Consider the following 21,653-nt stretch of genomic DNA (forward strand, 5'->3'; position numbering starts at 1 on the left):
GATTAGAAGTTCAAACTAAGACCTACAGAATAAGTTTTCACCAATGGATAAGAACCCATCTGACCGCGGTTTTCAGGATCAATCATGCTTTCTTTGGCAAAAGTAAACGGATTCTGGGCATTCAAATATACGCGGATGCTGGAAATACCTACTTTCTTCAGTGACATTTGGTCGAATGTGTATCCCACCTGAATGTATTTCACACGGCAGTAGCTTGCGTCAAAATGCCAGTAATCGGACGCATGATGATTATTACCGTAATCAGGAGACGGCGTCAGTCTCGGATAACGCGCGCCCGGATTCTCCGGCGTCCAATAATCTAATTGTGCTTTCATAGGCGTCAAACCGTCTCCTGTCAAGTTCAGCCCGTTAGAAAAAGGCGCACTATAATAGGCATCCACACCTGTCACTCCCTGGAATAGAACTTCAAAACTCCATTTCTTATAATTAAAAGAAAGGTTTGCAAAATAGTTCAGGTCAGGCTGGTCATTTCCACGTATTACGCGGTCGTCAGTAGTAATCTTATTATCAGGAGTACCGTCAGGACCGGAAACATCCAAATACTTGATGTCACCCGGTTGTTGTCCATCAAAAATAACTACTCCCTCTTTGGGTATCCATTTGCCTGAAGCATCTTTCGTAAAGTCACTTTCCTGCAATAAACCATCAGTAGGATAAACATAATAACTATTTAACGCATAACCTATTTGGTTGATTGTAGACCCGTTATCATAAGGTGCTCCAAACAAATCTATGATTTTATTTTTATTTTGAGACAGGCCACCATGAATACTGAAGCCAAAGTCTTTAAACTGTTTGTCGTAATTTGCACTAAATTCCCAACCTCTGTTACGTACTTTTCCAGAGTTAATAGCAGTTGCCCAAGTACCACCGATAGAAGAAATAGGAGGAGTAATAAGCATTCCTGAAGTCGTTTTTTCGTACCAGTCGAAAGTCAGGCTCAAATCTTTGAACAGGCGAATATCTGCACCGATATTCAGCATTTTCACCTTTTCCCAGGTAATTTCAGGGTTACCATATTCTTTTTCCTCCCCATTACCCATATCAATAAAAGTCTGATACTTATATAATCCGATATTTTCGTTTCCAAGTAAACCATAAGAAGCTCTCAACTTCAATTCATTGATTTCGTTCTTTAATGATTTCATGAATTTTTCTTCATGCACATTCCAACCTGCAGCAATAGAAGGAAATACTCCGAACTTTTCACCGTCTCCAAAACGTGAAGAACCGTCACGGCGCACAGTACCTTCAATAAGATAACGTCGATCATACGTATAGTTAGCTTTAGCAAACATGGAAATCATTGAATAACTGTCCCAACTGTTCTGATGAGTCAGCTCCTGATTGTAACCTCCTATGACAAACAGACGATGATCGCCTTTATCATACGTATATTCAGCAGTACCACCCAGATAATAATAGGTATCATGATCTCTATAATCTGAAAAATCTGCTCCCCAAGTATTCAGTAAAGCATCTGTATCATAATCAAAGAAATTATATGCTTCCCGTTTGCTCTTACCTCCGCGACTACTGATACGATAAGAATACTGACCTTTCAGTACCAGATTTGGCAATACTTCCCAACGAGGAGAAATATTCACACTGATATTATCCTCATAATCTTCACGTATTCCCGCACGATCGATATAAGCTGCCGGATTAGTCATATTAGGTCTGTTGCCATAATAAGTAAAATCACTACCTGCCTTTTTCGGATAACGAGTTACGGTATTGGGCGGTGTCTTATACATCCATTCAAACAATGACTTATCAGCAGCGTCTGTTTTCGGTTGCTTCCGGTTGGTACGGTAAGCATTGAAGTCCATGTTTACAGACAGGTTATCCCGCAAACTGACAGTGGTATTGGCACGGATATTCAAACGGTCAGAACTTGTATGCTCTGTCAATCCCTCATTCTGCATATAGTTTACACTCAAAGCGAAACGTGCCAGACTACCACCACCCGAAACGGCCACTGAATGGTTTTGTACATATCCTGTGCCAAATAAGAAATCTGCCCAGTCTGTATCCGGATATTTATAAGGATCGGTACCGGCAATTGTATTTTTGATTAACTCGCCATCATACAACTCATCACCGCCAATATTCTTTTGGGCAATATTAGCCATAGTCATATATTCTGCCGCATTCACGAAATCAGGAAGATAAGTTGCTTTCTGAACACCAAAGTAACCGTCATACGATACATTAATCTTTCCTACCGTACCTCGTTTAGTTTTTACTACAATCACACCATTGGCTGCACGTGCACCATAAATAGCGGCTGCGGCAGCATCCTTTAAAATAGTAACGCTTTCAATTGTATTCGGATCCAGTTGGTTCATATCCATTGGAATACCGTCAACCAGAACCAACGGGTCATTATTGGTGTGTAATGAAGAGATACCGCGAATCTTGATAGAAGCTCCGTCTCCTCCCGGCATACCGGAGCTTTGAGTAACCGTCAGACCTGTGACACCTCCCTGCAAAGATTGCGAAATAGAAGTGATAGGCTTGGAATTCAGATTTTTTGCAATATCTAATGTAGATACGGAGGATATTGAATTTAGTTTCTTTTCTTCCGAAAAACCGGTAATTATCACTTCATCCAATGCTTCAGAATCTTCGGATAAGGAGACACTCAAGTTACTGATAGCACGGGATACTACAAATTCATAAGGTCGGAACCCAAGATAAGTGAACACAATAACATCTCCTTTTTGAGCTTTAATGGAGAAATATCCGTTCGTGTCACTTATAGTACCAATCGTAGTACCTTTAATAAGAACATTAACACCTGCAATAGGAAGAGGCTGTACCGAGTTTTCAAGTATTTGTCCCTGGATAGTCCAGTTTCGCTCCTTCGTGTCATTAGCAACAGCAGATGTTGGTTCCAAAGCTAAAGACTTTGTTGGAGTTCCCAACAATAAACAGGCAAATAATAAAGAGATTACCGCCTTCGAGCTTCTTTTCATGTAGTTTGAATTTATAGGTAAAACAAAATTGTATTTAATGAATCTCATGTTTTTTATTAGATCTAATATTTATCTTTAAACGCAATGCAAATATACCCGATATGTAGCAAGTAATTGAGTTATGAACGCTGCAAAAAATAGAATATTTGATTCAAATATCGTCCAGGCTTCTTGCAGGACGTATTCTTTCTATTTTATGAATCATTTGTATAGAGCAGATAAAATCACGATGGACTAATTTTGTCCTATAATAAAAAAACAACTCCTATTTATATATTAATCATTTAATTATATTTGAGCCATGAAAATTAAAACCATTAGTTTTTCTCTAGCCATTATGATGATATCCCTTTCCGGATGTACGAATCTGGAAGCAAAGGATAAAGTTGAACTATGGTACGAACAACCCGCAAAAGAATGGATGAGTTCTGTACCAATAGGCAACGGACGTATCGGAGCGATGGTATTCGGAGGTATCGAAGAAGAAACCATCGCATTGAATGAATCAAGCATGTGGTCAGGACAATATGACGAGAATCAGGAAATTCCTTTCGGAAAAGAAAGAATGAATGAATTAAGAAAACTCTTTTTCGAAGGAAAAATACAAGAAGGAAATCAAATTGCTGGAGAATTTCTACATGGTAATGGACATTCTTTTGGTACACACCTTCCTATCGGTGACTTGAAACTCACTTTCAGTTATCCGGAAAATACAGTCAGTAACTACCGTCGTTCTCTCGACTTAGGTACAGCTATCAGTACAACCAATTATACAATAGGTGACGTTAATTACGTGCGCGAATGTTTTGCAACCAATCCGGACGACGTTCTTGTATTACGAATGTCCGCCAGTAAGAAGAAAGCTATTAATGCAAAACTATCATTAAGTATGCTGCGGGAATCTGAAATTTCAACCGATGGTAATCAATTGATTTTTGAAGGAACAGTTAATTTTCCCAAGCAAGGTCCCGGTGGTGTCAGCTTTCAAGGCCGTATTGCAATATCCGCGCCTAATGGAACACTACAAGCTGAAGATTCTTCCATATCAGTGAATGATGCTGATATGCTGACTATTGTAATAGATGTACGCACGAATTATAAGAATGACGCTTATAAATCTCTTTGCAAAGAAACTGTTGTAAAAGCAGAAAAGAAGACTTATGAAAAACTGAAGAAAACTCATCTCAACGATTATGCTCCTCTGTTCGACCGTGTTTCCCTACAACTGGGAACAGGAGAATATGCCGGTCTGCCAACTGACAAAAGATGGGAACAAGTAAAAAAAGGCGGATATGATCCCGGCCTTGATGTATTGCTTTTCCAATACGGACGCTATTTATTACTAGCCTCATCGCGAGAAAATTCACCTCTTCCAGCCGCCCTGCAAGGTTTCTTTAATGATAATTTAGCATGTAACATGGGATGGACAAATGATTATCACCTGGACATCAATACACAACAAAACTACTGGATTGCAAACGTAGGCAACCTGGCAGAGTGCCATCTTCCCCTTTTCAAATATATCGAAGATTTATCTGTTCATGGAGCGAAAACTGCTCAAAAGATATATGGATGCAAAGGATGGACAGCTCACACCACAGCCAATATATGGGAATACACAGCTCCTTCAGGAAGCATCCTGTGGGGATTATTTCCCACAGCAAGCAGTTGGATTGCCTCGCATCTCTGGACTCAATACGAATACACACGTGACAAAGATTATCTAGCGAAAACCGCTTACCCTCTGTTAAAAGGAAATGCAGAATTCCTTCTCGATTATATGGTTGAAGATCCCAATACAGGTTATATGGTAACAGGACCAAGCATTTCACCGGAAAATTCTTTCCTTTACGAAGGTAATAATTTATGTGCATCAATGATGCCCACCTGTGACCGTGTATTAGCTTATGAAATATTCAATGCTTGTATTCAATCAGCTCAAATCCTGAACATTGATAAGGAGTTCAGTGATAGTTTACAACAAGCCATCAAGAAATTCCCTCCCATCCGTCTGCGTGCTAACGGAGGTGTACGAGAATGGTTGGAAGATTATGACGAAGCACACCCTAATCATCGCCATACTTCACATTTACTGGCTCTTTATCCTTACGAACAGATTACCCTTGATAAAACTCCCGAACTCGCCGCAGGTGCACGCAAAACAATCGAAGACCGCCTGGCTGCGGAAGGTTGGGAAGACACGGAATGGAGTCGCGCCAATATGATTTGTTTCTATGCCCGACTGAAAGATACCAAACAAGCTTATCAAAGTGTCCTTACTCTTGAGAGTATATTCACACGTGAGAACCTGTTGAGCATTTCTCCTGCCGGTATTGCAGGAGCACCCTATGATATTTTTATTCTTGACGGAAATACAGCCGGAGCGGCCGGAATAGCAGAGATGCTGGTACAAGGACACGAAGGATATATTGAATTCCTACCCTGTCTGCCCGAACAATGGAACGTAGGAAATTATAAAGGCCTGTGTGTGAAAGGAGGAGCGGAAGTTTCAGCAGCCTGGAATCAGTCGTTGATTAACGAAGCAACTTTAAAAGCTACTGCTGACAATACATTTACAGTAAAAGTTCCACAAGGGAAAAATTACACTATCACGCTGAATAATAAACGAATCAACCCAGTGATAAACAACGGACTGATTACCGTATCCATGAAAGCTAAAGATATATTGAAATTCAAATAAGTAAACTTATGTACAGAATCATTATTTTCTTCCTTTTCCAAGTAAGTGTATTCAGCATATTGTCGGCACAAGAAACTATTTATGTGAAAGCGCAACCCGGTGATGCAACTCCACGCCTACAAAATGCCATAGAACAAGCACGTCATTTGAAAGGGAAGAAAGTAGTGATTCAACTTGAACAAGGAAACTATGATCTATACCGCAACAGTAGTTCCAAGCAAGTTTATTTTATATCCAACACTGCCTCTAAAGAAGAAAATCCCGACCCTACCAAACACATTGGCCTTTGGATAAAGGATATGAAAAACTTAATTATTGATGGTGGTGGCGCACATCTGATTACACACGGAGAAATGACTTCTTTTGTTATAGACAAAAGTGAAAATATAACACTCCGCAATTTTACTTTGAAAGCTGCCGATCCTTCGGTTACGGAAATGAAAGTTATTGATACAACAGCTTATACGGCAACTTTCAGAATTCACCCCAAAGACCGGTATGAAATTGCAGATAAACAGATAAAATGGATAGGAACAGAATGGAGTTTTACCGGTGGCATTGCCCAAACTTTTAATCTACATACCAATATAACAAACCGTTGTAATCTGCCTACCGACCATGTCGTTTCTCTTACCGACATCGGAAATCATCAGATACACGCAACATACGACAAGAAAATAACTTTATATCCGGGAGAAATATTTCAGATGCGGGATGCCATCCGAGATGAAGCATGTGGATTTATTCATTTGAGCAAAAACATTATACTTGAACATTTGAACCTGCATTTTCTAGGAAACTTTGGAATTGTCGGCCAATATTCCGAAAATCTGACTTACAAATATTTAAACTGTGAACCGGAGTATGGCAGTGGTCGTACCTGTGCCAGTTTTGCTGACTTTGTTCAAATGTCCGGATGCAAAGGAAAAATCCGTATCATCAACTCTCGTTTTGAAGGAGCACAAGATGATCCGATCAATGTACACGGAACTCATCTGAAAGTTATTGCTTACGAACCGAGAAATAAAATAGTAGTTCGTTTCATGCATCCTCAATCTTACGGATTTGAAGCTTTCTTTCCTGGAGATGAAGTTGAATTTACAGAAATACATTCATTACAATGTCTGCATAAAGCATCAGTACTCAAAGTGGAGAGAGTAAACGACTACGATTGTAAACTTACACTGAATGGTTCCGTTCCTTCTATCCTACCACAACAGGAGGTAGTAATAGAAAATATCACTTGGACACCGGAAGTAGAAATCCGCAATAACTATTTTGCCCGGACACCGACAAGAGGAATACTTGTTACGACACGCCGGAAAGTTATAATCGAAAATAACGTATTTTATCGTACACCAATGAGTGCTATTGCTATCTCAAATGATGCTCGCAGTTGGTATGAGTCAGGCCCCGTACATGATCTTACCATCCGAAACAACCATTTCATAGAATGTGGAAGTCCGGTTATCAATATTGCTCCCGAAAATAACCGTCCGAACGGAACTGTTCATAAAGGGATCCGTATCGAAAATAATCGTTTTACACTGACACTGAAAGATAAACAGGCAATCTATGCCCGTTGGACAGATAATATCCGAATTTCAGGAAACTATTTTGATGGGATTTACCCTATCTCCACAAAAGAATCTGTTTTATTGGAACATTGTACAAATGTGGAGAATGAGTAAAATTACCACAGGATTCCAACCAGTAAAATAGTTCTGTGCTGTATTACCTTATTAATTGGATTGTCCGGATGATAGATTTCCTTTCAGTTGTTTATTAGGATATTTCCCCATTACAAATTCCAATACTCCTCCTTGAGTTATTTCCTGATGAGTAATCCATAAACGGTTTATTTTCTTGCCATTCAAAGTTATAGATTGTATATATACATTTTCTTCCGAATTATTCCGGGCTATGACGGTAAAACGTTTTCCTTTATAATAACGATTGTCTAATTCAATCGTAGCTTTATTAACAAGCGGTGATGTGAGTTCATATGTATTATTTCCGGGACAAATAGGATGCATCCCCATCGCCGCCAATATGTACCAAGCAGACATTTGTCCCACATCTTCATTTCCACAAAGTCCGTTAACTGTGTTATTATAAGCATTGCGGCATATCTTCCGTGTCCAATATTGAGTAAGCCAAGGTTGTGAAGTATAATTCAACAAGAAAGGTACATGATGATTAGGTTCATTAGGATGATTGTAATAGTCTCCCCATTTAAAATCATCATCCGCCCCATTGAAGAATTCGATTAATTCCTCTTCAAAATATTTCTTTCCCATTAATTGTATCATACCTTCAATATCCTGCGGAACGAACCATCCTTGCTGATAGTTATTACTTTCTATACAACCCTGCCAATGTACTTTTTTCCCTTTCCAAGGCAACCATTCTTCTTTTGACAGGCGTGCTCTGAACCACTTTACACTGTCACACCATACATTACGGTAAGCCTTTGATTTCTTCAAATAAATATCTGCTTCCTGAACACGATTTTGAGAACGAAGCAAAGTACCGACACACCAGTCGGAATAAGCATACTCTAACGTTTTAGATAAATCTCCGGAATCATATCCGTCTTCATTATTGCCAAATGTCCGTACGGTGTTGATAGCATACTGAATGGATTTATCTACCGGATAATTTTGTATTCCTTTCTGATAAGCATCAGTCAAAACAGATACAGCCGGATTGCCTACCATACAGCCGGAGTAAGCATTCAGAAACTCCCACCGGGGATAATACCCCTTTCCACTTTTCTCCGCTATCTGTATCAATGAATTAATTTCATCATTCACTAAATCCGGATTAATTATCGTTTGCAAAGGAAACTGGCTGCGAAACACATCCCAACCACTAAAAATAGTCCGGTATGTAAACGTAGAAGTCTGATAAACTTTATTGTCAGCTCCTATATACTTTCCGTCTATATCCGAAAAACAACGCGGATCAATCATCGTGTGATACAACGCAGTGTAAAAAGTAGTCTTATCAGATTCGTTTCCCTCTATTTTTATCTTAGATAATGCATCATTCCACATCTTCCGCGTGCACACAGAAACTTTGTTGAAATCCCAATCCGGTATATCATGTTCCAAATTCTTTTGTGCGCCTTCTATACTGACAAAAGATATACCGCATTTCATCAGAACCTGTTCATCTTTCCTGGTTGGAAATTGAGTATAAAATCCCAAATGTTTACCTTCCATCACTTTTGCCTGTGGATGAATAACAGCATTTCTGACATACTGATAATAATTCTCGTCATCATTCGATTCATTCTTGCGAGAAATACCTTCGGGAATGTCCGCACTCCAAATACCAAAATCCACTAAAGGACGGCTGAACAAACAATAGAAATAAATGGTATAATTTGCCTGGCCTGCACCATTTCCCCAGCCACCGTTTTCGGGTGTGCATTTCATCCATCCCCGAATTATATGATTATCAACAACTTCCACAAATTGTTCGGTAGAAGTCCCCCCCTATACGACGTGCCAAGTCAATCTGGATACGCGATTCTTCATGTTCGGGATAAGTGAAGCGTATCATTCCCGAACGCGGTGCAGCAGTCAATTCCACCTTGATATCGTAGTCATCAAGTTTCACTTCATATTTATCAATATGTGCCGACTCCGTTTCATGAGAAAATCTGGAACGATAGCCTTCATCCGGATTTTCCTCTGTTCCTTTAAAAGTATGAAGTTTACCGGTAGTCGGCATGACCAGAAAATTGCCCAAATCGCCATACCAACCAATGCCACTCATGTGAGTAAAGCTAAATCCCTCAATAGTTGTATGATGATAAGAATATCCCGACCCATTATCTCCACCGGTTTTCGTATCCGGACTTAACTGTACCAAACCGAAAGGGGTACATACACCCGGAAAAGTTTTGCCTAACCCAAGATCTGTATTTCCTATGTTATCCAAAGTCGTCGCGCCAATCATTGGGTTCACATAATCAACTAGTTCATGAGCATTAGATAAAAAAATACGAATCGAGAATAATAGTACTAATACAAGTCGGTTTATTGTTTTCATCATTCTATATTTAAAAGGTTGTTATAGTTATTTCATCATCTACATTCATTGAAATATGAATAAAATCATCTTGCCCTATTATTTATGTTTTCCATATTACAATTATTAATAGCACAAAGATAGAGAAGAAGTGATGTCTACTAAAACACAAATACGCCTATTACTGATACAAATGCGTCATCATTATCTCTTTTACATAATAGTTTGCCAAAAATTAAGGCTGTTCCAAGCATCTTTGAAACAGCCTTAATTATAGATTATATATTCTCAATAGTTTATAATCCCAGTTCAGCCGAAATCTCCAACATCCGCTGAATCGGCTTCACTGCTTTCTTCGCTACTTCCGGATCTACCGTTATTTCCGGTGCTTCATTCTTCAAACACTCATAGAGCTTCTCTAACGTATTCAACCGCATGAAGCTACACTCGTTACATCCGCACGTACTATCGTTCGGAGGAGCAGGAATAAACGTTGTCTGCGGACACTTCTTTTGCATCTCATGCAAGATACCCGATTCGGTAGCCACAATATACGTGTTTTCCGGGTGGTTCACGGCATACTTCAACAAAGCAGCTGTAGATCCTACCACATCAGCCAGTTTCAAAACTGTGCTCTTACATTCGGGATGTGCCAGCACTAATGCTTCGGGATGCTGCGTCTTCAATTCCACAATCTTTTCAACAGAGAACTGTTCATGCACATGACAGGCACCGTCCCAAAGCAACATATTCCGGTTCGTAACTGAGTTGATATAATTCCCCAGATTCCTATCTGGGCCAAAGATTATTTTCTCATCTTTTGGGAAACTTTCCACGATCTGCTTCGCATTGGTGGAAGTCACCACCACATCAGTCACCGCTTTCACCGCAGCTGTTGTATTGACATAAGAAATAACGGTGTATCCCGGATGCTCTTTGACAAACTGCGCAAACTGATCCGCCGGACAACTGTCCGCCAACGAACAACCTGCCGCCATGTCGGGCACCAGCACTTTCTTGTCCGGACAAAGCACTTTTGCCGTTTCCCCCATAAAGTGGACGCCACACATCACAATAATGTCCGCTTCCGTTTTGGCTGCCCATTGAGCCAATGCCAAACTGTCGCCGACGTAATCAGCGATGTCCTGTATCTCACCCTTCTGGTAGTAATGCCCCAGAATGATTGCATTCTTTTCTTTCTTCAGCTCGTTAATAGTCTTTATGAGTTCATTCATAATAATATTCTTATTTCTTTCCTTTTAAAAAAAATCCTTTGTTAGTAATGATAGCCTGTTAATAGTGTTAGCAAATAAATCCGTTTTTTCTTGCCGGATAAGTTATTAGTCCATGCTTCTGCTTTATGAGTCCGTTATGAACGGGAAAAAAGAAGAAGATATCCTATCTATTCACTTCATTATCAATGAGAGTACCGGCAATAGACAGTTTGCTATTAACTCCCTGTTGATAAAGTGCAAAGTTAAAAACTTTATGGATATAAACAGATAGATAAGTGCTGAAAAATATGTTTATGTCTGCATGGAAAGTTTTGATTTTATTTTTTGGAATGTTCATAACGAGTACCTCATATATCTTCTTTTGAATAATGCAAGAATTATTTTTCAAAATCTTTGCCGATAGTTTTGACAGGTTTTAAACCGTTATCAACACCTCTGTTAACAGAAAAGAATTACCTTTGTGGACAAGAACATAATAAAAGAAAAGACGTATGCGTAAACTGAAAATAACAGAGCTGAACCGTATCAGTGCCGAAGAGTTTAAACAAGTTGAAAAACTGCCTCTGGTAGTAGTGCTGGACGATATTCGTAGTTTGCACAATATAGGTTCTGTGTTCCGTACTTCGGATGCTTTCCGTATTGAATGTATCTATCTGTGTGGTATAACAGCTACCCCGCCACACCCTGAAATGCATAAGACTGCATTGGGTGCGGAGTTCACTGTTGATTGGAAGTATGTTAATAACGCTGTTGATGCTGTTGATAATCTCCGAAAAGAGGGATATATCGTTTATTCTGTAGAACAGGTGGAAGGAAGCATCATGCTTGATGAACTTCAGCTGGATAAAACCAAGAAGTACGCTATCGTAATGGGAAACGAAGTGAAAGGGGTACAGCAGGAGGTTATTAACCATTCAGATGGCTGTATAGAGATTCCTCAATATGGTACGAAGCACTCGTTGAATGTTTCTGTAACTACCGGTATTGTAATTTGGGATTTGTTCAAAAAGCTACGTTAATGGCTTAAAACTTCATTGGTTAATAAGTAGTTTATAACTGGTTTATATCATAGTTAATATACTAATAATCAATAGGTCTTTGATTGTTCATAAGTATAGAATCCAAGTGATGTGATTATACTCTTTGCAGGATATATAGATGCTGTTTACAGGGGATATATATCCTGCGTATTGGACATATATGCGCTGCACGTTGGACATATAGTTCCTGCGAGTAGCATCTATAGCTCTTGCATATTGCTTATATACGTTTTGTAAAAGCAAGATAAATATTGGTAAGTCCAGAATAAGAAAGGTTATAACCAGACTCTATTAACCAGAGTTAATAGAGTCGGTTGATAAGTATCGAATGTGTAATTCAGATCTGTTAGTTTGTCTTTACCTGCAAATTATATCAAGTCGTTTCATTTTACAGGTGCTATTTTTATAAAAAGTACTCCGTGTGAAGGTACATCAGATTGATATTTATTGATGTAAATGCCTTTGTCTTTTTGTTCCCAAAGATTACGTATTTTCTGTTTACCTTGAATATTCAGTTGATCCCAGGAAATAGATATGTTCTGTTTATTATCGGATAGATTGAATAATCCGACTGCTATGGAACCATCTTTTAATGGTTTACTCCATACTTCAATTTCTTTATTATTATCAGCATATACTCTGCTACCTTGTATACCGGCAATATCTTGGTTAATGGCTATTACTTCTCTGTTACTTAATAGATTCATTGTAAAATCATCCATCTGTTCCAGATCGCATCCTATCAGTAAAGGCGCTGCCAGAATACTCCATAAAGTGATATGCGTATATTGTTCATCAGGAGATAAATGTGTAGGATGTATATTTTTTCCCCAGCCAACCTTTCCTACAATGAGCATATCCGGGTCATTCCAACTGCCTGGTTTGGCAAATGGTTGCCACTTATCCTGAAGGAAACCTATGGTAGTCATACTACACCAGGAATCATAAATATCTCCTGTTGTCCGCCAGGCATTTGTTAAATTGCTCCAGTCTTCTGCCAGTTCAAATGGGGCAGCATTGGAGATGCTATACAGAATATCTCTTCCCGATTGACGTAAAAGATATGATAGTTCTGCTGTATGGGCTATATCATTAGTTACCCAATCATACTTAATATAATCGAATCCCCATTCTGCCCACTGCTTTACATCTTGTTTGGCAAATGAAAATTCTCCATATCTGCGGCTTGAATTGATAACTTTACCATCACGTGTATCAGCACTGCTGCCAATGTACCCTGCAAAAGTTTGTACCCACGGAGAAGAATATATTCCTATTTTGAGTCCTTTACTATGCACATAATCAACAAGGCCTTTCATATCAGGAAATTTATCGTTCGGCATTATTGCATTGTATTTTCCTCCACGTGCACCTTGCCATCCATCATCAATATTTATATAAGCATATCCATAATTGACGAGTCCTAATTCTACCATCCGGTCGGCCATTCTTCTTATTTTCTTGTCATCAATGTCTGCTCCGAAAACATTCCAGCTATTCCAGCCCATAGGAGGAGTCAGACTTATCTTTTCACCAATTTCAAGAGTCAAGTCTTTACTAGTTTCTCCATATTGATTTTTAGCGGAGATATGAACAGTATAGGTTCCCGGATTTATTGCTTTTCCTGTAATAATGCCAGTATTGCTGTCGATGGATAATCCTTCGGGTAAATTGGTTGCAGTTATTTTCAGTGGCCTTTCTCCTGAAATAGGTACTGTAAACAGAAATGGATTTCCCGGGCGGGCACCATATATATAAGGAGCATTAATCATAGGTTGTTTTGCAACAGCAGGGGTGAGGATGTATTCCTGTTCACGTTCTTTTTTACCGAAACAGGATCGACACCTTTAACTTCAAATCTGGCATTTACCCAGTTGGTACGATCTCCGGTTATTCCATCTCCTGCATGATCGACATGTAGGATTAGAGATTTTATACCCTTAGTAGAAATATCTATTTGTTTTGCTTTTTCTCCTGCATGCATGATTCCACTTCGCCAGATGATTTTACCATCTCCTAAAATTATAAATTCAGCACTGGCTTGTTTTAATTCGTGTTCGGGTGCCGAGTCATCTATTCCTGCAGATGCCTTGAAGGAGATTGTTTTGCCGTCAAGTTTTATGCGGAATACGCTTGCGGCATGTGTACCTACACCCCGGTCAAATTTTTCTCCGGCAATAGAAAGTGGTGTTTTCCACATTGATTGATTGGCTATTGCTTTACCTGCAGATTGATCGATGTTAGAGAGATCTAATTCATCTAACCATACTATACGGGGAGCAGTTGTAAAGCTCGAAAGCAGTATGATTAATAATGCGGAGAAGTATTTTTTCATTGTATTTGAAATTAGTATTAAATAAATTCTTTACTGCAAAAGTATAGGATAGGATTGATGAAGTTGAATAAAAAAGAGAATAAAATGAAAACAAAATCCGGACAAAACGCAAATAAACCACTTTATGCTTGACAATTACTAGATTTTATTTGTATTTTCACAGCGGATTTTTATTTCTAAATAATTAGTTCGTGTTTAATTTTAATATAAATGATGGACGAATATAAGGATAAAAGGTACATAAAGGAAATAATAAAAGAATATAATATTTTATTAGAGTCGTGGGGTTCTTCGGAGTCCTGGGACTTAAATCAATTTAAAACACTGGAAAATATGATCTTCGAAACAACGAAGATCGATGTAAATGCTAATACACTTAAACGATTTTTTCAGCAGAAGACAGGCAATCCACAGTTGGCGACAAAAGATGCTTTATGTCGTTTCTTAGGTTATTCGGGGTATACCGACTTTGTAATGAAGAAAACGAAGAAAGAAGAGGCTATCAGTATCCAGACGGAAGACGTTGTTGAAGAAACAAAGGAGCATACAGATGACACAGAAAAAAATGTAAATAGTTCCCAGCTGGATAACACGTCGAATAAAGTGACAAAAGATCCGGAAGAGGTATCGAATCGTATCTATAAGAAAAATAAATGGTATGTAAATTTTACTGCTATACTATTATTGGCAATAGTCGGATATATGTTGTATACATATAAATTAAAGGATATGTATGTGGAATATCTGATTTCAAAAATAGAATTTACCACTTCACAAGTAAAAGGAATATGCCCGCTTACAGTCACATTCTCCTATCATATACCAGCTTCATTATTTGAAGATATCACTGTTGTATATGAAGAAGCTAATGGGGATGTATCCGAAAGAAAACTAAATGAAAATATAGATAAGATAAATGCCACCTATATATATGAAGGTGAAGCATTCTGTCATCTGAAGTATAAAGATAGAATTATAAAGACCATTCCGGTGGAGTGCCGCAAGACGGGGTGGTCGGTTTTCGTCCGTGAGGAAAGAAAGAAAATATTTCGAGTTTTTCCGATGGAGCAGGCTTACAATGATTCGGGATATGTAAGTTTACCAATAGAAAATGTCCCACAAGAAGCGCATACTAACCACATGTTTGTCAGTTATGTGTTTTATAAAGAAAAGTTGATAGACGGAGATAATTTCATATACGAGGCACGCGTTCGCAATTCAAAACAGGAGAATGCTGTTCCTTGCTCGGATATTATCATGTATATACATTCGGATACAGCTATGCATGGCTTTGCTATGAATGAAAACGGATATGCTTATATAAAATTCATCAGTGGAGAAAATACAATTAAGGGAGATGAGTACAACTTAAGCCGGTTTAATTTTAACTCTTCCGAATGGCATGTCATGACTATCAAAGTAGTGAATAAGAAAACTACCTTCTACGTAGATGGAGAAGAAGTGTTAGGTATGGATTATAATGAACCTTTGGGATATGCCAATGAACTTACGTTAAGATTTAAGGGATGCGGAGCTGTAGATTATGTGAAAGTCTACAATCTTGATGGTAAGGTTGTATATGAAGAAAACTTCGATTCAGATAAAAGAAAATAGTACTCTCTTTTCTTACAACCATCTTATACATAGGTGGTTGTCTTGTTTTGTTCATATTTTGTTCCTGTTTTGTTTTACCTTTTTCTCTCTTTTCTTAGCCTTTTGTTTGCATGGTTGCGGATGATTTGGGATAGATTTGCAATTGTTATCATTGTCCTGTTGGGCGCGTTAACTAAATCTATATAATCTGAAATGATCCGATGAAAAAGAAGAAATGGATATGCTTGTTATTATCTGCATTGTTGGGGGTAGGCACTGCTTTTCCTCAACAGAGCAAAGAATCACCTGTAGAAAAAGTAAAGAAGATTGGTGATAAATTGATTAGAGAAACTCCCTTTGCTTACAAGCTGGGACTTGCTTCTCGTAGTACTTCTTTCAACACGTTAAACTTTGTGGATTTCGGGCGTACCTTCGGTTTGGGACAAGAAGCTGTGGCCTATGCCTATACACAGCTATCGTTTCCCCGAGATACCACCATACGTGTAGAAACAGAGCATAACGATGCCTGTAAAATCTGGTGTAACGGACAACTGGTTTATGAAAATAAAGGGAAGCGGGATATTAAGATAAACCGCGGAGAACGAAGTATGCAGATGACTTCTTCATTCTTGCTTCCGTTGAAAAGTGGTAATAACAATGTGTTAATAAAGTCGGCCACTTTCGGCAAAGAATGGTGTGTGTTCTTACAACCACCAAGTGATAATGATGCCGTTTTATCCATTGTCCGAAGTTATCCTCAAATAGGTTTAACCAATTTGAATAATGTTGATAAACAAGTATCCAACCTTACCAACTGGCTCATTATCGGACCTTTTCGGGGTGGCATTGACGTAGTGCATGAACCGGAACAGGAATTCAAGTTTGGATATATGTATAAAGGACTTCATTGTCCGGTGACTTGGACAATTCCTAAAATAGAGGTACTCGGAGAGATGATAGATCCCGAAGTTTGGGGAACTACTTACCAATGGAATTACCATAATGGAGGTGTTGCCTGGGCCATGCAGCAACTTGGTGAACTGACCGGAGCAGATAAATATACCAAATGGGCAACTGACTTCTGCGACTATCAAATGGAAGGCATGCCATTTGTTGACTATCAAGTCAACAATTTGCGGGCATATAATTCAGCCAATGCGATGGTAATTAATTCCACATTACTTGATTTTACATTAGCTCCCTCACTTCCCATTCTATACCGTTTACGTACAGATAAGGATTTTAAGAATAGAAACATTTATCAGGCATACATTGATAAAATGACAAACTATGCACGTTTCGGGCAAATCAGAAGTGAAGGAATGACCAATTATACCCGTGATACTCCGGAAAAATATACAGTGTGGGTAGATGATATGTTTATGGGTATTCCTTTCTTGATACAAGCTGGATTGTATAGCAATTCACCGGAGTTGCGAAAGATATTCTTCGATGATGCAGCCAATCAGATTATAGATTTTACGAAACATGTATGGAACAAAGACACTCGTCTTTATATGCATGCTAATTATACATCACGCCCCGGCATTAAACTACCTCATTGGTCACGTGCCAATGGATGGGCTATTTGGGCTATGTCTGACGTATTGATGGCATTGCCTAAGAGTCATCCCAAATACAAAGCAATACTCAAGCAATATCAGACTTTTGTCTATTCTCTGATAAAATATCAGAGTCCTGACGGATTCTGGCATAATGTAATCGATCGTAGCGATTCTCCCAAGGAAGTTTCGGGTACGGCCATATTTACAATGGGTATAGCACGCGGTATCAGGTATGGCTGGCTGGATAAGAAAAAATTCATACCAATTGCATTGAAAGGATGGGATGCAGTGGCATCCGAGATCGAAGACGATGGAACGGTACATAAAATCTGTATAGGAACCATGTGTACTGAAGATGTAAACTATTATATGAACCGTCCATTTTTCGATGATGATACACATGGATCGTTTGCCGTCATATTTGCAGGTATAGAAGTCCAGCGAATGATGGATGAATACGCCAAATAACTGATGTAAAAAAATAGATATCCAAATATAATATTATGAAAAAGATACTTGTACTAATGGCTTTGTCTTTCATGCTTGTCTCGACATTGGCAGCACAGATGAAAGACCCCCAAGACTGGGTAGGCTACGAAGAAATAATGGGTGTAAAAAATGGACTAAGATTTTATGATTTCGATGTAAATCTGATAGAATCGTCTGCTCCTGCTAATGTTTTTTGGCCGGAGGATGATATCCGGCTCAAGTTTCAGTTGATTAATAACACATCACAATCAATAGATATAGATGCGAAAGTACATATCTTTCGCTATGGAACGAAAGGAATCCCTAATGATATTTGGTTGCCCCAGATGATTAAGCTTGATTATGAGAAAGTGATTCCTGTTCACCTATCAATCTCGCCGAATGGCTATGTCAATACGTCTGTATCGGTAGACGATATTAAGGATTTTGGAGGATATGCCGTTGTGTTTGATCTTGGAAAGTACGGGCGTCGATTGGGTACAAGTTTTGTCTATAGCATGAAGCCGTCATTAGTGAAAATGCAATATCCCAAACAATCTTTGGATTATTTGGGAGTAGATTTTTTGAATAGAGTAGGTGTTCAGTCCATTCGCTACGGTATTCCTTTCGTATCGACTAATAGTTCGGATTATCAAGGATTCCGACAAGAGTTGAAGAGATTGATGAAAGATTTCATGGATAACAATATCACTGTTATGCTGATGTTTGGTGAGGGACGTATGGCACAGTCCATGCCTTTGGGTACTACCAGGCCGCATTTGGATGAGAATGGAAAATTTCTTCATACGAAGCAGGATTTGGTATGGCTTCCCGAATTGGATGAAGACTTTAAGAAATTCGTAAAAGAATTATGTCTTGATTTTGGCTGGCCCAAAGGACCGGTAACGGCTGTCTGTTTGTGGAACGAACCGTGGGAAGGAACTTCCATATCCGGTTGGCAGGCTGATATGATAAGATATAAAGAGATATATACGAAAATGGCTGAAGCGGTGCTTGAAGCCCGGAAGAAAACATAGATGTTCTTGTGGGAGGAGGCGACTCTAATTCGAATGCGTTGGATAAGTTTTTTGCTGATGGAACAATGGATATGTTGCCAATCTTTGATTTTCTCTCCATTCACTATCAAGGTATGGAGGCACCGGTATTATATCCCGAGTGGAATAAGCGTAAGGATAACAAGGGGCGTGTGAAAATATGGGATACCGAAAGTTGGGTAGGAAATACCGACGACCGTGTGGGGCTTGTTATTGCAGCCAACCGTTCCGCCGGATATGACAGATCGATGGGTATATTTGGAGGTTATATGTATTCCGGGGATCCGAACCGGTCAGTGCGTAGTATGGAGGTTCGTACCGAAAAAGGAAAGGAGACAATGCCTAAACTCCACAATACATGGTCTGCGGCAGCTGCTGTGGGAGCAGCACAAAGTATGATCGGAGAAAGAGAGTTTGACAGGCTTCTTTTTAAAAATGGGTTGCCTTGGGTAATGATCTTTGATGGGTATGAAAATAAGAAAGACGACGGAACAATTGTGATTACCGGAGATTTGGGTGAAGCATTCGGTGCAGAGAATATCCTTTTCAGAAATGTGCGTAGCCTAAGCGAAGCGAGAAAAAAAATCGACTTGCATCATAAATTGAAAACATTACCTGCAAATAGTGCTGAACGTAAAAAGATAGAAAATGAACTGAATACCTACTATCCCATCACTGACGGGAAAATGATATTGAAAGCCAATCCCTCCTTCCTGCTTTATGATTTCTATGGAAATGTCATTGCTCCTAAAAATGGAATCTACGAAATCCCTCTTAATTATCAGGGATATTATATGCGTGTAAATGGTGAGAAGGGAGCTTTTGACAAACTTGTTTCTGCCATTAGTAAGGCAGACATCGTGGGGTATGAACCTATAGAAATAATTGCGAAAGACTTTACAGTTCCCATTGCCAGCAAACCGGAAATGGAACTTCAACTGACCAATATCCTCAATCGTCCGGTGAAAGGTGTATTGTCTGTTTCTATTGGTAATCTGGATATATCTTATCCGCAGAATGTATCGTTTAAGCCTAATGAGACAAAAATAATCAGAGTGAAAGTGGCAAATGGGACTGCCAGTGTAGATAATAACTATCCGCTTGAAGTTCATTTCGATGCCGGAAAAGATGGATTCGCCGTACATTGGGAAAATATGCATGTCAATTACATTGCAAAAAAAACAATGAAGATAGATGGTAATCTGAATGACTGGCAAAATATGATCTCACAAACGATAGAAGGTTCTTCCAAGGCCAGCATTTCTTTGACGGAAGCTGCATGGTATCCATATCAAAAGTTTGATAGTAATGCGGAAGGATTGGCACATACCTACCTGGCTTACGATGATGACTATTTTTATTTTGCAGCAAAAGTTGCGGACAAAACTCCCAATAAGGGAACATTGAGATTTGAGACTCGCAATGATGATGATTATTTCTATCCTGACACAGCTTATATGCAGACCATATATGCCATGCATTCTACCATAGTGACACAGCCTGCGGCAGAATCCGATCCAAAAGCATTGCAATTGCCTTCGGCAAAAGGGCGCATGATGAATTATATGGAAAATACATCTACTACTCTGTCGATGGGTATGGATATTCATTTGCCAAAAGATAAATATGTCCGCACTTCTCTTTATTTCCCAAGTATAAATCAGAATGGGCTATCTGTTACTGTTTATGACAAAGAAAGTGGCAAAGAATTACTTTCTACCAAGATAGACAAGCTATGGAATGGTACTTATCTGACATTGGATTTATGTGGTAATGTGCGCATACGTTGTTCATCTTATGGTTGGTGGTACACAACGAAATTATCAGGTATCTTTTTTGATTCATCAGACAATGTTGTTAACTCGGGTAATACCGGTGCTTCAGCAAAACTTGTAAACCGTGATTTTGATACTGTCGGAAACTGGATTGGTAAATACGGGCAATTAGGATATTATCTGATTGGTGCAGATTCTTCTTTGCCTCAAGATGTTACTTGCAATGTTGTTTCTCAAGATGATTTGGTTCCTTTGGTATGGCCGGAACAGGTACGTCGTTTCACTTACCGTAAACGCCCGACATTACCGGATGGCACCAATGGGATAGCAACGGATAATATACTTATTGCTTTTAATGTAATTCCAATCGGCGAAGATGGTATGGAAGCTGAAACGAAAGGCACCATGCCGCGTTACATCGGTTATAAATGCACAGATTATGAATACGCCTTGAATACTGTTGCTCCCGAATATGGCGGTGGTTTTGAAATATGGAGAATGCTTGTTCCGGGCATGCCACGAAAACACTTCTATCCTCGCCAACCCAAATCTCCATTTGACGGGGCTGTAAAAGATGGAAAATTGATTACCACACGTGAAGGTAATACATTGTATTATGAATGTGCCATTCCATGGTCCGAAATACCCGATGTGAAAAAAGCCATTGATAAAGGCGATAAAATTAAATTCTCTGCCCGAATCAATGATGATGGCGCCGGGGCTGCTTGTATGGAAATAGCACGCGGACGAAGTGTTTCGAAGAAAAACTCCAGAGCATTCCATCCGGACTGGAAAGAGCATTGGGCAAACGAGGTTGAGTTTGGAGTAGAGAAATAAAGGCTA

General features: G+C 39.1%; 11 protein-coding genes and 1 pseudogene. 7 read left to right on the forward strand and 5 right to left on the reverse strand.

The genetic code is table 11. From position 1 onward, the window contains the following. Window positions 1–2: 2 nt before the first annotated feature. Window positions 3–3,002 (reverse strand): TonB-dependent receptor, encoded by a 3,000-nt coding sequence (locus NXX38_RS06670; protein WP_195648699.1) that lies wholly within the window; start codon window positions 3,000–3,002, stop codon window positions 3–5. Window positions 3,003–3,303: 301 nt separating this feature from the next. On the opposite strand from NXX38_RS06670, the gene NXX38_RS06675 reads away from it, so the two are divergent. Then, window positions 3,304–5,703, forward strand: coding sequence for a glycoside hydrolase family 95 protein (locus tag NXX38_RS06675; RefSeq protein ID WP_258978876.1), 2,400 nt, complete (start codon window positions 3,304–3,306; stop codon window positions 5,701–5,703). 8 nt (window positions 5,704–5,711) lie between these two features. Continuing rightward, the gene (locus NXX38_RS06680; RefSeq protein WP_258978877.1) at window positions 5,712–7,394 is read left to right on the forward strand and encodes a right-handed parallel beta-helix repeat-containing protein; all 1,683 of its coding nucleotides are present in this window, start codon (window positions 5,712–5,714) and stop codon (window positions 7,392–7,394) included. Window positions 7,395–7,445: 51 nt separating this feature from the next. Here NXX38_RS06680 and NXX38_RS06685 read toward each other — a convergent pair. Further along, window positions 7,446–9,768: pseudogene (locus tag NXX38_RS06685) on the reverse strand (GH92 family glycosyl hydrolase). Window positions 9,769–10,040: 272 nt separating this feature from the next. Then, window positions 10,041–10,979, reverse strand: coding sequence for a quinolinate synthase NadA (nadA, locus tag NXX38_RS06690; RefSeq protein ID WP_258978878.1), 939 nt, complete (start codon window positions 10,977–10,979; stop codon window positions 10,041–10,043). A 491-nt stretch (window positions 10,980–11,470) separates the two neighbouring features. Between nadA and NXX38_RS06695 the strand changes: the two genes are divergently transcribed. Further along, window positions 11,471–11,998 carry an RNA methyltransferase gene (locus NXX38_RS06695; RefSeq protein WP_258978879.1) on the forward strand — a complete coding sequence of 176 codons (528 nt, stop codon included), beginning with the start codon at window positions 11,471–11,473 and terminating at the stop codon, window positions 11,996–11,998. A gap of 404 nt (window positions 11,999–12,402) precedes the next feature. Here the strand turns inward: NXX38_RS06695 and NXX38_RS06700 are convergent, their stop codons facing one another. Both NXX38_RS06700 and NXX38_RS06705 read right to left on the reverse strand, forming a co-directional pair. Beyond that, the gene (locus NXX38_RS06700) at window positions 12,403–13,791 is read right to left on the reverse strand and encodes a putative Ig domain-containing protein (protein WP_258978880.1); all 1,389 of its coding nucleotides are present in this window, start codon (window positions 13,789–13,791) and stop codon (window positions 12,403–12,405) included. Further along, entirely contained in the window at window positions 13,788–14,354 is a 567-nt protein-coding gene (locus tag NXX38_RS06705) for an NPCBM/NEW2 domain-containing protein (RefSeq protein WP_258978881.1), read from the reverse strand. The genes NXX38_RS06700 and NXX38_RS06705 overlap by 4 nt, the downstream gene beginning before the upstream one ends. Before the next feature lie 333 nt (window positions 14,355–14,687). Between NXX38_RS06705 and NXX38_RS06710 the strand changes: the two genes are divergently transcribed. The 4 genes from NXX38_RS06710 to NXX38_RS06725 all read left to right on the forward strand — a co-directional run bounded on the left by NXX38_RS06710 (window position 14,688) and on the right by NXX38_RS06725 (window position 21,647). Beyond that, window positions 14,688–15,968: a hypothetical protein gene (locus NXX38_RS06710; RefSeq protein ID WP_234131782.1), complete on the forward strand. Its 1,281-nt coding sequence runs from the start codon at window positions 14,688–14,690 to the stop codon at window positions 15,966–15,968. A gap of 200 nt (window positions 15,969–16,168) precedes the next feature. Continuing rightward, entirely contained in the window at window positions 16,169–17,980 is a 1,812-nt protein-coding gene (locus NXX38_RS06715; protein WP_258978882.1) for a glycoside hydrolase family 105 protein, read from the forward strand. A gap of 35 nt (window positions 17,981–18,015) precedes the next feature. Further along, window positions 18,016–19,017, forward strand: coding sequence for a hypothetical protein (locus tag NXX38_RS06720; RefSeq protein ID WP_258978883.1), 1,002 nt, complete (start codon window positions 18,016–18,018; stop codon window positions 19,015–19,017). 8 nt (window positions 19,018–19,025) lie between these two features. Next, entirely contained in the window at window positions 19,026–21,647 is a 2,622-nt protein-coding gene (locus NXX38_RS06725) for a hypothetical protein (protein ID WP_258978884.1), read from the forward strand. Window positions 21,648–21,653 lie beyond the last annotated feature (6 nt).

It is taken from the genome of Bacteroides sp. BFG-637 (assembly GCF_024793605.1).
Lineage (GTDB): Bacteria > Bacteroidota > Bacteroidia > Bacteroidales > Bacteroidaceae > Bacteroides > Bacteroides vicugnae.

Coding starts and splice junctions, on each gene's coding strand:
- NXX38_RS06720 (WP_258978883.1), top strand. CDS start 18,016: ATGAAAAAGATACTTGTACTAATGGCTTTGTCTTTCATGCTTGTCTCG.
- NXX38_RS06670 (WP_195648699.1), bottom strand. CDS start 3,002: ATGAAAAGAAGCTCGAAGGCGGTAATCTCTTTATTATTTGCCTGTTTA.
- NXX38_RS06710 (WP_234131782.1), top strand. CDS start 14,688: ATGATCTTCGAAACAACGAAGATCGATGTAAATGCTAATACACTTAAA.
- NXX38_RS06680 (WP_258978877.1), top strand. CDS start 5,712: ATGTACAGAATCATTATTTTCTTCCTTTTCCAAGTAAGTGTATTCAGC.
- nadA (WP_258978878.1), bottom strand. CDS start 10,979: ATGAATGAACTCATAAAGACTATTAACGAGCTGAAGAAAGAAAAGAAT.
- NXX38_RS06705 (WP_258978881.1), bottom strand. CDS start 14,354: ATGAAAAAATACTTCTCCGCATTATTAATCATACTGCTTTCGAGCTTT.
- NXX38_RS06715 (WP_258978882.1), top strand. CDS start 16,169: ATGAAAAAGAAGAAATGGATATGCTTGTTATTATCTGCATTGTTGGGG.
- NXX38_RS06695 (WP_258978879.1), top strand. CDS start 11,471: ATGCGTAAACTGAAAATAACAGAGCTGAACCGTATCAGTGCCGAAGAG.
- NXX38_RS06675 (WP_258978876.1), top strand. CDS start 3,304: ATGAAAATTAAAACCATTAGTTTTTCTCTAGCCATTATGATGATATCC.
- NXX38_RS06700 (WP_258978880.1), bottom strand. CDS start 13,791: ATGATTAATGCTCCTTATATATATGGTGCCCGCCCGGGAAATCCATTT.